The sequence below is a fragment of the Brasilonema sp. UFV-L1 genome (assembly GCF_012912105.1).
Taxonomy (GTDB): domain Bacteria; phylum Cyanobacteriota; class Cyanobacteriia; order Cyanobacteriales; family Nostocaceae; genus Brasilonema.
The window spans coordinates 1-12,837 of the sequence record NZ_QMEA01000081.1; the positions used below are offsets into that span (position 1 = coordinate 1).

Annotated in this window: 7 protein-coding genes; all 7 read left to right on the top strand. The window is 40.4% G+C overall.

Annotated elements, in window-relative coordinates; all coding sequences use genetic code 11:
• The coding region (locus tag DP117_RS35505; RefSeq protein WP_211176270.1) for a hypothetical protein at nt 1–345 on the top strand (345 nt) is incomplete at its 5' end.
• Between the two features lie 394 nt (nt 346–739).
• Nucleotides 740–2,008 (top strand): murein transglycosylase A, encoded by a 1,269-nt coding sequence (locus DP117_RS21680; protein WP_169220312.1) that lies wholly within the window; start codon nt 740–742, stop codon nt 2,006–2,008.
• Nucleotides 2,009–2,262: 254 nt separating this feature from the next.
• Nucleotides 2,263–5,694 carry a helicase-related protein gene (locus tag DP117_RS21685; RefSeq protein WP_169220313.1) on the top strand — a complete coding sequence of 1,144 codons (3,432 nt, stop codon included), beginning with the start codon at nt 2,263–2,265 and terminating at the stop codon, nt 5,692–5,694.
• A 93-nt stretch (nt 5,695–5,787) separates the two neighbouring features.
• Nucleotides 5,788–6,804: a PDDEXK nuclease domain-containing protein gene (locus tag DP117_RS21690; protein ID WP_169220314.1), complete on the top strand. Its 1,017-nt coding sequence runs from the start codon at nt 5,788–5,790 to the stop codon at nt 6,802–6,804.
• A 398-nt stretch (nt 6,805–7,202) separates the two neighbouring features.
• Nucleotides 7,203–10,670 (top strand): DNA methyltransferase, encoded by a 3,468-nt coding sequence (locus DP117_RS21695; RefSeq protein ID WP_169220315.1) that lies wholly within the window; start codon nt 7,203–7,205, stop codon nt 10,668–10,670.
• Between the two features lie 112 nt (nt 10,671–10,782).
• Complete coding sequence (lpxD, locus tag DP117_RS21700) at nt 10,783–11,826, top strand: UDP-3-O-(3-hydroxymyristoyl)glucosamine N-acyltransferase (protein WP_169220316.1); 1,044 nt, start codon at nt 10,783–10,785, stop codon at nt 11,824–11,826.
• 240 nt (nt 11,827–12,066) lie between these two features.
• The gene (locus DP117_RS21705) at nt 12,067–12,702 is read left to right on the top strand and encodes a TetR/AcrR family transcriptional regulator (RefSeq protein WP_169220317.1); all 636 of its coding nucleotides are present in this window, start codon (nt 12,067–12,069) and stop codon (nt 12,700–12,702) included.
• The last annotated feature ends 135 nt before the right edge of the window (nt 12,703–12,837 follow it).

Sequence of the window (12,837 nt, forward strand, 5' to 3'; positions counted from 1 at the left end):
CCCTCGCCTTTAGGCAGGGGTGTTGACACTCAACTTTGTACAAGCTTACACCCAGGTATGCCCTTAATGACAACAACACCCAAACTTCTACTAGATGAGTTATTTCCTCTTTTTGTTCATTCTAGCCGGGGATGTACTGAGTGGATCACTGTTTTGAGCGACAACTTCTCAGTTACAGCGCCCCCTGTGTTTCTACACTTGAGGAAATATCACCATTCGAGTTGGGTGTTGCTGTGTTGTTGCGAGACAGATGTTAGATTCAACAGCGTCTTTTACCTCTTTGTTTGTTTTCATCTAGCTGTTCTATCTGCCAGGGAAGCTTTTGAGCTTCAATTATTAAGTTAGCATGTGTTGAATTTTAATCGTTGTTGTTGAAATTAAAGTTTACTTTCTGACGCAAACTAATGTTTAGAAAATTTTGTGAATGTCTGGTATTTCTATCAGAAACCTGATTGCAAGAAATGAGTTATGACTCGGTGATTGTTAAATATTAGTAATATTCGAGCTATGACCTTTGAGAGGAGTCAGCAGTCAGGAGGAAGAATGGCTTCTCCTACGCTTCTTGTTTTCGGGAACTGTTCGCTGGATAACAACCGTCATAGGGGACGAATAGGGATGAGGAGATGGAACAGACGAGAGATTATTTTCTTGGGTTGTTCTCTCGACTTCCCTGAATCCTCTTCTCAGTTGAGGGTTGTTTGCTTAACAATGGGTTGGAGTGGAAAGATTTAGTTAAATCATGAGAAAAACGCTTGCTTTGGTTTCCTTGAGTCTAGGAATTACCTTCGTTAATTCGGTTTGGTCAGTTTTTGCTCAGGTTCCCAACTTACCACCAATACCAATACCAGTTCCAAGTCAACCTGAAATTTTGCCCTCGCCACAACCAAGACAACCTCAGCAGGGTAGATCACCATTAGTTCCAGTAGATATGGCAACAGTCTGTAACTCTTCATACAGTTGCTTGGGTTGGGATGAGCAAATTTGGGGTGCAAACGGGACAAAAGGCGATCAAAAAGCACTATTAACGGCAATAGATAACAGCTTATATTACCTGACGACTGATAAGGCTATAACAACGTATCAAAATTATCCTATTAGAGAGGTTACCCTTGACCGCGTTCGTCGTAGTTTGCTGCGTTTCCGCCAATTGGTTGTGAGTGCAGAGTCACCAGCACAACTACAAGCTGCTGTTAATCGGGAATTTGTCTTCTACCAGTCAGTTGGGAAGGATGGCAATGGTAATGTGAAGTTTACTGCCTATTACGAGCCTATTTATTCTGCCAGTCGCGTACGCACATCAGTTTATAAGTATCCCGTTTATCGGCGACCACCTAACTTTGATAAATGGACGAAACCACACCCAAAACGGATTGATTTAGAAGGAAAAGATGGTTTACTAGGGGAGAAAAGCCGGTTGCGTGGTTTAGAGTTATTTTGGTTTGCCAATCGTTTTGATGCGTACATGATTCAAATTCAAGGTTCTGCCCAACTCAACTTAACTGATGGGACGCGAACATCTGTGGGTTATGCAGGTGGAACAGATTACCCCTGGACAAGCATAGGTGGACAATTGGCGAAGGATGGTAAACTCCCCTTAAATGGTTTGACGATGCCAGTTTTAATTAGGTATTTTCAGCAGTATCCAAGGGAGATGAACAATTATCTACCGCGCTGGGAACGCTTTGTCTTCTTCCAGGAAACGAATGGTACACCTGCGACAGGAAGCATCCGCGTACCAGTCACACCAGAACGTTCGATTGCAACTGATAAATCTATCATGCCTCCGGGAGCATTGGCGTTGGTTAACACCAATTTGCCCTTTTTCACCGAGAGTGGACAACTCGTACGTCGTACTGTAAGTCGCTATGTGCTTGATCAAGATACCGGAAGTGCTATTAAAGGACCAGGACGAGTTGATTATTTCATGGGAACTGGGAAGTTAGCTGGCGATCGCGCTGGTATTACAGGCGGCAACGGTAAACTATACTACTTATTGTTGAAAGAATAACTTTCATAGCAATCCGGTTTGAATTTTGAAAGAATCTAAGTAATTGTAGGGTGTGTTAGACAAAACGTCTAACGCACCAAAATCTTGGGATGGTCCACGATTCCTGCGGATAACAGTCCTATCAAATCAAAGTCATACTGTCTGTAAATACACAGTTGTAGAATTATAGTTTTGATGGCCAGGAGAGTGGCAAACTCGTAGAACACTGTTAGTAAACAACGCACTACAAAAAATTTCCAACTGAGTATGAAATAATGCCACGCATTTTTGATAACATAGATTTGCAACTGCTAGCAATTTTGCGAGAAACGCTAAAAATCTCTTACAGAGCAGATTTTTGTGTGGGCTACTTCAATCTTAGAGGTTGGCGGAAAATAGATGATTTAATTGAACAGTATGTTGGCAGCGAAAAGGCTTGTTGTCGTCTCTTGGTTGGGATGCAAAGTCGAGAGAGTGATGAAGTCCGTGCAGCTTTTACGCTTGGGACTGGTGACGGGCGTATTGATAACAGTGCGATCGTTCGCTTCAAAAAACAAATAGCAGTTGAATTTCGCAAGCAGCTGACGATTGGTGCGCCTACTAATCAGGATGAAGCGGGCTTGCGGCGGTTAAGTCATCAGCTAAAAACAAAGAAACTCATCATTAAACTGTTTCTGCGTCACCCCCTTCATGCTAAGTTATATCTTGTGCATCGCAATGACCTCAATATTCCTTGTGTGGGATTCTTGGGTAGTAGTAACTTGACTCTGCCTGGACTAGCGAAACAAGGAGAATTGAATGTCGATGTTTTAGACCACGATGCTTGCAACAAGCTGCAAAAATGGTTTGATGACCGCTGGAAAGATTATGGTTGTGTAGATATTTCCAAAGAACTGGCGGAAATTATTGATGAGAGTTGGGCGAGGGAAGAATTAATCCCGCCTTACCACATCTACCTCAAGATAGCTTATCATTTGTCTAGTGAGGCGATCGCCGGACTTTCAGAATTCCGCATTCCCCGTGAATTCAATAATTTGTTTGATTTCCAAAAAGCAGCAGTGCAGCTAGCAGCGCGTCATGTCACCAGACGTGGTGGTGTATTGGTGGGGGATGTGGTTGGTTTGGGGAAAACCTTAGTGGGAACCGCCCTTGCCAAGATATTACAAGAAGATTGTTTTTTAGAAACGCTCATTATTTGCCCCAAAAACTTGGTACAAATGTGGCAGGAATATGTCGATAACTATCGGCTATATGCGAAAGTCCTGCCTATTAGTAAAGTGCAGAGTCAGTTACCAGAGTTACGCCGTTACCGGGTTGTGTTAATTGATGAAAGTCACAATTTGCGTAACACAGAAGGTAAGAGATATCGGGCGATCGCAGAGTATATTGAGAATAACGAAAGTAAATGTATTCTATTATCTGCTACTCCCTACAATAAAACTTATCTTGACCTTTCTTCGCAATTAAGATTATTCGTTCCAGAAGACCAAGATTTGGGGTTTCGACCAGAAGCTTTAATCAATGAACTAGGCGGTAGTTCGGTAGGAGAACTAGAGTTTATTAGAAGGCATCAATGTTCTGTACGTTCTTTAGCAGCTTTTGAAAAAAGCGAACATCCCGACGACTGGCGAGAGTTAATGAAACGCTACATGGTGCGGCGAACTCGTTCGTTTATTAAAGATAACTATGCCAAATCAGACCCCCCTTTGTCTCCCCAATCTCCGGGGGGATTGAGGGGGGTACGTAAATATTTAGAATTTTCCGATGGGAGACGTTCTTATTTTCCAGACCGCATTCCTCGTACTATTAAGTTTACTTTAGAAGGTTCTGAAACTAACCTTTATTCTCGTCTTTATTCTGAGTCAATAGTCGAAATCATTAATCAACTCAACCTACCCCGTTATGGGTTAGGAAACTACGTAGTTACCAAACACAAACAACCACCCACTGACACTGAACAACGCCAGCTGAATGCATTATTTCGTGGCGGACGTAGGTTAATGGGATTTTCCCGGACCAATTTATTTAAACGTTTAGAAAGTAGTGGCTTTGCTTTTCTCCAATCAATCGAACGCCACATTTTACGCAATTTTATTTATTTATATGCCCTAGAACAGGGACTTGATATTCCTATAGGTACTCAAGATGCTGAGTTATTAAACACAAGTCATAACGATGAAGATGCTGATTCAGTTGCAGCAACTTTGTTTGATACAGAAACCGAAGATGATGTTGATGACTCTTCTGTGCAAGAAAAAACAGAGACAGAAAGCTTAACAGAAAAAAGTTTTCGACAACAAGCAGAGTCAATTTACACTGAATATGCAACCCGATATAAACGACGATTTAAGTGGTTGCGTTCTACACTATTTGATATTAAAAGATTAAAACGAGATTTATTGGCAGATGCCAAAGCACTGATTCATGTGTTGCAACACTGTGGCGAGTGGAATCCCAAAGAAGATGAAAAACTTGCCGCTTTGGTCGAATTGCTAACAAAAACTCACCCGAACGAAAAAATATTAATCTTTACACAATTTGCAGATACAGTACGCTACCTTGCAGACAATTTACAGACGAGAAATCTGACTCATGTGGGAGGGGTGACAGGTCAATCAAAAAACCCTACGGAACTGACGGGAAGGTTTAGTCCTGTGAGTAATGGCAAAGGTGATAAAGTAGCAACATCTAACGAATTACGCATCCTCATTGCCACTGATGTTCTCAGTGAAGGTCACAACTTGCAAGACTGTGCAATTATAATCAATTGGGATTTACCGTGGGCAATTATCAGGTTAATCCAAAGGGCGGGGCGGGTAGATCGGATTGGACAAAATGCAGAAAAAATTCTCTGTTATTCTTTCCTACCAGCTGAGGGAGTAGAACGCATTATTAATTTACGCTTAAGACTCCGCCAGCGACTACAAGAAAATGCTGAGGTGGTAGGAACCGATGAAGTCTTTTTTGAAGATGATTCCACTCAGGTTATTCTCGACCTCTACAATGAAAAATCTGGAATTTTGGATGGCGAAGAGGACACGGAAGTAGATTTGACCTCAGAAGCGTTTCAAATTTGGAAAAAAGCTACCGATGACAATCCGGCTTTGAAAAAGACGATTGAAGAAATGCCAAATGTGGTTTATTCGACTCGCGCCCATATTCCCCAACCAGTGCAACCAGAGGGAGTATTACTTTACATGAAAACCACCGAAGGTAATGATTCTTTGGTTTATGTTGACCGCGAAGGAAATAGTGTCACTCAGTCGCAATTAGCAATTTTAAAAATGGCGGCGTGTGAAGAAACGACTCCCGCCATTCCTAGAGATGAACAACATCACGAGTTAGTTAAAAAAGGTGCTGAACTGATTGCTGAAGAAGAAACAAATGCAGGCGGTCAGTTGGGACGACCATCTGGTGCAAGGTTCCGCACTTATGAACGATTGAAAAGTTATGTTCAGGAAATGAAGGGAACGTTATTTGTTACTGAAGAACTGCTAAAGGCAATTGATGATATTTATCGTTACCCGTTAAGACAGTCAGCAGTTGATACTTTAAATCGGCAATTAAGAAGCGGTATTAGTAATCAGCAATTGGCGGAACTAGTAGCAGCCCTGCAAATAGATAACCGTTTGTGTATTGTGAGTGAAGAGGTAGAGAAAAGAGAACCATCAATTATTTGTTCGCTGGGATTATTTCAGGAGAAGTGACGTTGTGAAATTGTCATGTCAATAAATATAATAATTTTTCTCAATTTGGACTAATAAAAGAAAAAATAATATAATTCATTTTTAAAAATTCCTATGAGTGAACTTGATGCAGGCAATTATGGTGAATTGCTCATTGCTGTTAAACGGCGTATTCGTGCAGCCCAGTATGAAGCACTGAAGGCAGTTAACAAAGAATTAATTGCTCTCTACTGGGATATTGGACGGTTAATTGTTAGTCGTCAACAGGGGGAATCTTGGGGAAAATCGGTGGTAAAAAATCTCTCTCAAGATTTACAAGTAGAGTTTCCTGGCATACAAGGATTTTCTACTGCGAATCTTTGGCGAATGAAACTTTTTTATGAGACTTATGTGAATAATGAAAAACTCGCACCAATGGTGCGAGAAATTGGTTGGACTCATAATCTGGTAATTATGGAGAAGTGTAAAGACGACTTAGAACGAGAATTTTATATCCGTATGACGCGGAAGTTTGGTTGGACGAAAAATGTTTTAATGAACCAGATTGAAAATCAAAGTTATGAGAAAACTTTACTCAATCAAACTAATTTTGATCAAACTGTTCCAGATAAGATTCGTAACCAAGCCAAATTAGCGGTTAAAGATGAGTATACATTTGACTTTCTAGAACTGGCAGATGAACATAGTGAACGTCAGTTAGAACAAGCAATTTTGGCGAAGGTGGAACCATTTCTGCAAGAGATGGGCGGAATGTTTACATTTATCGGTAGTCAGTATCGTTTAGAAATTAGTGATAAAGAATATTTTATTGATTTATTGTTATTTCATCGCCGCTTGAAGTGTTTGGTGGCTATTGAGTTGAAAATAGGTGACTTTTTGCCGGAATATGTGGGCAAAATGCAGTTTTATTTGGCGGCGTTAGATGACAAAGTCAGGTTAGAGGATGAAAATCCTTCGGTGGGAATTATTCTCTGTAAGTTGAAAGATAAAACTATTGTGGAATATGCATTAAGGGAGTCAAATAAACCTATTGGCGTGGCGACTTATCGGATAGTTTCAACGTTACCACAAGAGTTACAGGATAAACTTCCTGCACCGGAACAGGTAGCAAAATTGTTGTCAGGGTTTTAATTGGGCTGTCTTCCTAGTTATACCAGGGAATGATTTTCGCACCGGGTGTTGTCTCGGCGTTGCTGAATCAGGCTTTGAGACAATAGCTGTGATTTATTTGTGAGAGTGCATCAAAATTCTTTTTTATCCAGTAAATTTTTAACCTGAACTTCCCTGAGAAGGCTAGTATACAAAATTATACTTACATATTTGCGAGCAAATGCCGTCTTTAGTATAAATACGGTTATATATATGTATAAAAAATAAGTATAAAAGATACAAGGCGAACGCTGCTTCGTAAAGTTATTACATTTTGAAGATTTAAAGAAATGATTTTAGCCCCAGGCTGCAAGTCTGTTGGGGCGAGTTTGTCATACTTGGATATTTTGGCTCTACTACACAGAACTAAGACGTATACTATGGTACTCAATTTTCAGAAAACACGGAATTTACTCTATAACTTCCAATTCGAGGATTTGTTTATAGAGGAGTTAGGTTGGTCACAACCAACACGGAGAAAGGCTGTTCCGTTGGAAATTGAGAACAAGATTTATGAATACAAGTGTATTGCTGAGAGTTCCGGTGTAGCTATTTTTGAAGTTACCGCCGCTGATGGCGCAATTCCAGAAGCTAAAATTCGCGCTGCTATTCACCAAGAAATTACTAAATTCAAAGCTGAAAATCTGCTGATATTTATCGACAGTCAACGCACTCGCAGTCTTTGGTATTGGGTAAAACGGGAAGGAAAAAAAAGCTATACTCGTGACCATTTATATGTAAAAGGTCAACCAGGAGATTTATTTTTAAGTAAGCTTGGTTCTTTAGTGATTGATATCACTGAACTAGAAGATAATAGATTATCAGTTGTAGAAATTGCACATCGACTGCAAAAAGCTTTTGATGTTGAGCGAGTCACTAAACAATTTTATAAAGAATTTCAAGAGCAGCACAAGCAGTTTTTAGGGTATGTTCAAGGCATTAATAATACTCATGACCGACGTTGGTATACATCAGTGCTTCTCAATAGGATGATGTTTGTTTATTTTCTTCAACGTAAACGGTTTATTGATAACGGAGACTTAAATTATCTGCAAAATCAACTCAAACAAAGTAAGCAGCGAGGCGAAAACCAATTTTATAATACCTTCCTCAAAGCATTATTTTTTGAAAGTTTTGCAAAACCAGAAACAGACCGTGATGCATCTGTACAAGCATTGGTAGGAAATGTTAAATATCTCAATGGGGGATTATTTTTAAAACATCGCATCGAGCAAGAATATAATATTGCCATAGCCGATGAAGCGTTTGAACAAGTTCTCGATTTATTTGCTCGTTATTCTTGGAACTTAGATGATACGCCAGAGGGTAAGGATGACGAAATTAACCCTCATGTCTTGGGTTACATTTTTGAAAAATATATTAACCAAAAGGCATTTCGTGCTTACTATACTAGACCCCAGATAACTGAATATCTTTGTGATAGAACGATTCACAAGTTAATTGTGGATCGCGTTAACGATGCTATTTCAGATAACTATAAACCATTTGAGGATATTAACGAACTGTTTCTCAAACTGGATGCAAATGTTTGTCGTCTACTGATTAAAGATATTCTCCCAAATTTGTCGATTCTTGACCCAGCTTGTGGTTCAGGTGCGTTCCTCGTCGCTGCGATGAAAACACTAATTCAAGTTTACAGTGCGGTGATTGGCACAATTGATTTGATGGAAGATGTCAATTTAAAAAGGGAACTTGAAGATACAAGAAAATTACATAAATCGCTGTCGTATTACATTAAAAAGCGGATTGTTACTGATAACCTCTATGGTGTTGACATCATGGAGGAAGCGACAGAAATTGCTAAATTACGTCTTTTCTTGGCGTTGGTTTCTTCTGCTCATGATGTCGAAGAATTAGAACCGCTACCTAATATTGATTTTAATATCATGGCGGGGAATTCGCTGATTGGGTTAATTCGAGTAGATGACACTGCATTTGATACAGTAGGAAATACTAAACAAGGTAATTTACTACAACTTCTTACTGCTGCGAATTATAAAACCATTTTAAACGAAAAGAATAAATCTATTGAACTATACAAAAAACACGCTTTTATTCCTGGCGAGGAAAAGCTTTCTGCTGGAGAACCGGGAACCTCTCAACAATCTCGGTTGCAGATGCTACGAACTCATATCGAAAAACTTAACAGAGAATCGCAAGAGAAGTTAAATCTTTTGTTGTTGGATGAGTTTAGTCAGCGTCTAGGTATCAAATACGAGGAAGTGCAGTTAACTGGAAAATCAAATAAGCGTGTCTTAACTCCCAAGGATATTGCAGCATTGAAACCTTTTCACTGGGGTTATCACTTTGACAAGGTTTTAGAAAACGGTGGTTTTGATGCAATTATTACTAATCCACCTTGGGAAATTTTTAAGCCGCAAGCTAAAGAGTTCTTCGCCAAGTATAACGAACTGGTGACGAAGAACAAAATGGATATCAAAACTTTTGAAAAAGAACAGAATAAACTGTTACAAAATCCGGAAATTGCAGAAGCTTGGTTAGAATATCAGAGTCAATATCCTCACGTCAGTGCTTATTATCGTTCGTCTGAAGAGTATAAAAATCAGATTTCCATTGTTAATGCTAAAAAAGCTGGTACAGATATTAATCTCTATAAATTATTTGTAGAACGCTGTTTTCATCTGCTGCGGGATGGCGGCGAGTGTGGAATTGTTGTTCCCAGTGGTATTTACACTGATTTAGGAACTAAGCAACTGCGAGAAATGTTGTTTAGTCAAACGAAGGTTACTGGATTATTCTGTCTGGAGAATCGAAAAGAAATTTTTGAAGGTGTTGACTGCCGTTTTAAGTTTGTTGTACTAACTTTTGCAAAAGGTGGTAAAACCACAGAATTTCCATCCGCTTTTATGCGCCTTGATGTACAGGAATTGGAAATATTTCCTAGTCATGAAAGCTTGCGGATTAGTGTTGAAATAGTGCGGAAACTATCGCCTGATTCACTGTCAGTGATGGAGTTTAAAAACGAGATTGATGTCCGCATTGCGGAGAAAATGCTCAAGTTTCCTCTACTAGGAGAGAAGATTGAGGGTAAGTGGAATTTAGTCTTGTGTAATGAATTTCATATGACTAATGATAGTCATTTGTTCTACAAAGATTTTCAAACTGGAAGACTTCCGCTTTACGAAGGTAAGATGATACATCAATTTACGCATCAATGGAGTAAATCTCAGTATTGGATAAATGAATTAGAAGCACGCCAAGCACTTTTAGGTAAACAACAAGAAACTAGACAAAGATTAAATTACCAAAAATATAGATTAGCATTCCGTGAAATTGCTAGAAACACTGATGCACGTACTATAATCGCTAACCTGCTTCCTGTTAATGTTTTTGCTAATCATAAATTATTTTTAAGTCATTTAGATAAGTCTACTATTACCTATCCAGAGCTTTTGTATGTTTGCGGATTGTTAAACTCTTTTGCATTTGATTTTATAGCTCGACAACGAGTTACAACATCAATATCGATGTTTATTTTTTACCAACTACCAATACCACGCTTAACAGAAGGCGATCGCCACTTCACCGACATCATACAACGCGCCGCCAAACTCATCTGCACCACAAAAGAATTTGACGAACTCGCGCAAGAAGTTGGATTGGGTTCTCACAAAAACGGTGTTACGAATGAAAGCGATCGCGCCAAACTCCGCGCTGAACTCGACGGGATGATAGCGCACCTCTACGGCTTAACCGAAGAAGAATTTGCTTACATTCTCAGCACCTTCCCCATTGTTCCCGATATCGTTAAAGAAGCAGCATTAGAAGCTTATCGCACCTTTGCCCCACAACCCATAGCCGCATGAATTCAGCAAGCTTACATCTCTCTACGGATTGCGACTACATGCAAAGAACATAATCCTAAGAAAAAGCGACAATATATTTTGCCTATATCTAAGGATTCCTGAAAAAACAACCATGAAATTTAGTACGATTTTAGAAAAACTGGGTGACGCCGCCTCCTGTAATAGTCTTTCCTCCAATCAAGAGAATGACCCGGAAATCACAGAGATTACAGCCGTTGATGAAGCAACAACGGGTACTCTCAGCTACATTGAAGGAGCAAAATTTGCTTCTATGGTTAGCAAAACGAATGCGAGTGCTTTAATTTTGCCTTTAGATCAAGCATTACAGACACAAGCACAAGAACGGGGTATTGTTTGGATTGCAACAAAAGAACCACGACTGTTATTTGCTAAAGCGATCGCCTTATTTTACCAACCTTGGCGTCCCACTCCAGAAATTCATCCGACTGCGGTTATTCACCCGACAGCAAAAATTGGCAAACAAGTGTATATTGGTCCTCATGTTGTCATTCAGCAGGGAGTCGAAATTGGTGATGATGTATGCGTTCATCCTAATGTGGTGATTTACCCTGATGTTAAGATAGGCGATCGCACAACTTTACACGCCAATTGCACTATCCACGAACGGAGTCGTATTGGTGCAGATTGTATGATTCACAGTGGCGTTGTTATTGGTTCAGAAGGCTTTGGCTTTGTTCCGACTTCGACTGGTTGGGTAAAAATGGAACAATCCGGCTACACTGTTTTAGAAGATGGTGTGGAAGTCGGCTGTAATAGCGCTATTGACCGCCCAGCAGTTGGAGAAACACGCATAGGTCGCAATACGAAAATTGACAATTTAGTGCAAATTGGTCACGGTTGCCAAATTGGTGCTGGTTGTGCTATTGCAGGTCAGTCTGGTATGGCGGGAGGTGTGAAACTTGGTAATGGTGTTATCCTGGCTGGACAATCGGGAATTACTAATCAAGTGAAGATAGGCGATCGGGCGATCGCATCTGCAAAAGCTGGAATTCATAATGATGTAGCACCAGGAGAAATTGTCTCTGGAACTCCAGCGCTACCCCATAAACAGTACTTGAAGGTGTCAGCTATTTTCAGTCGCTTACCGGAAATGTATCAAACACTCAAACAGTTACAGCGTCAGAAGAATTCGTAATTGAGAATTCGTAATTCGTAATTATTACCTTACGGATAAATTCGGGGGGGCTGTAGGGGAGGCAGTGCGCCCTTGGAGGTTTCCTCGTTGATTGCAACTGCTGTGGAGTTAATTGTATCAGGATTTTCGTGAAACGGTATGACGCCCGCAACAACGATGTCAAATCGAACTGAAGTTAAAAAATGTATTCACAATCCTCAAGATTGTGCTAATATTTGATTAATCAGTCAATCAATAATCATGCCTCCTCGCGACGAACAAGACTTTGAAGAGCGACGCCAGCAAATCATTGATGGTGCTTTGCAGGTATTTTCTAGCAAAGGTTTTGAAAAGACGACCAACAAGGATATTGCCGCTGCCGCTGGTATTGGCTCTCCTGGTTTGATTTATCACTACTTTAAGGACAAGGGGGATTTGTTTCGACAAGTGGTCGAGCAACGGATGCCCCTGTTGCAACTGCTTCACCACAACGATGAGGACATGATGAACAAACCGCCGCGAGATGTTCTCACGGTTTTTGGTAAGTCATTCCTCCGCATGGTAGACAATCCCACTTCAACGGCGATGATGAAGCTAATTCTGGGTGAGACGATGCGACAACCAATTGTGGCTGAGCTGTTCAATAATATTGGACCGAGCCGTGCGGTTGGTTTTTTGACGCGCTATCTAGCAAAACAAATGGCAGATGGTGTTCTCAAGCCGATGCATCCGGCTGCGGCTGCCCGTTGTTTTATCGGACCATTAATTGCCTACATTCTCACCCGCGAAGTCTTTCTTCAGCCAGACGCTCAGCAAATCAGCTCTGATATGATGGTGGCGACTGCTGTAGAGGTCTTTTTACAAGGTATGCAAGCCCCTACCGATGGCGTTTCGTAACTATTCGTAACTAGGGGCATATTTTTTTTCCTAAATAGTTGCTTGACCAATCAATCAAAAATAGAGATGATTTCCCACTCCTATGGAGGGTGAATTAAGTCGCTTGATGAGTGAATTGATCCGGACGAGATGGTG

Excerpts from the sequence above, each read along its gene's own strand:
- DP117_RS21685 (WP_169220313.1), top strand. The coding sequence starts at position 2,263 with ATGCCACGCATTTTTGATAACATAGATTTGCAACTGCTAGCAATTTTG.
- DP117_RS21680 (WP_169220312.1), top strand. The coding sequence starts at position 740 with ATGAGAAAAACGCTTGCTTTGGTTTCCTTGAGTCTAGGAATTACCTTC.
- DP117_RS21695 (WP_169220315.1), top strand. The coding sequence starts at position 7,203 with ATGGTACTCAATTTTCAGAAAACACGGAATTTACTCTATAACTTCCAA.
- DP117_RS21690 (WP_169220314.1), top strand. The coding sequence starts at position 5,788 with ATGAGTGAACTTGATGCAGGCAATTATGGTGAATTGCTCATTGCTGTT.
- DP117_RS21705 (WP_169220317.1), top strand. The coding sequence starts at position 12,067 with ATGCCTCCTCGCGACGAACAAGACTTTGAAGAGCGACGCCAGCAAATC.
- lpxD (WP_169220316.1), top strand. The coding sequence starts at position 10,783 with ATGAAATTTAGTACGATTTTAGAAAAACTGGGTGACGCCGCCTCCTGT.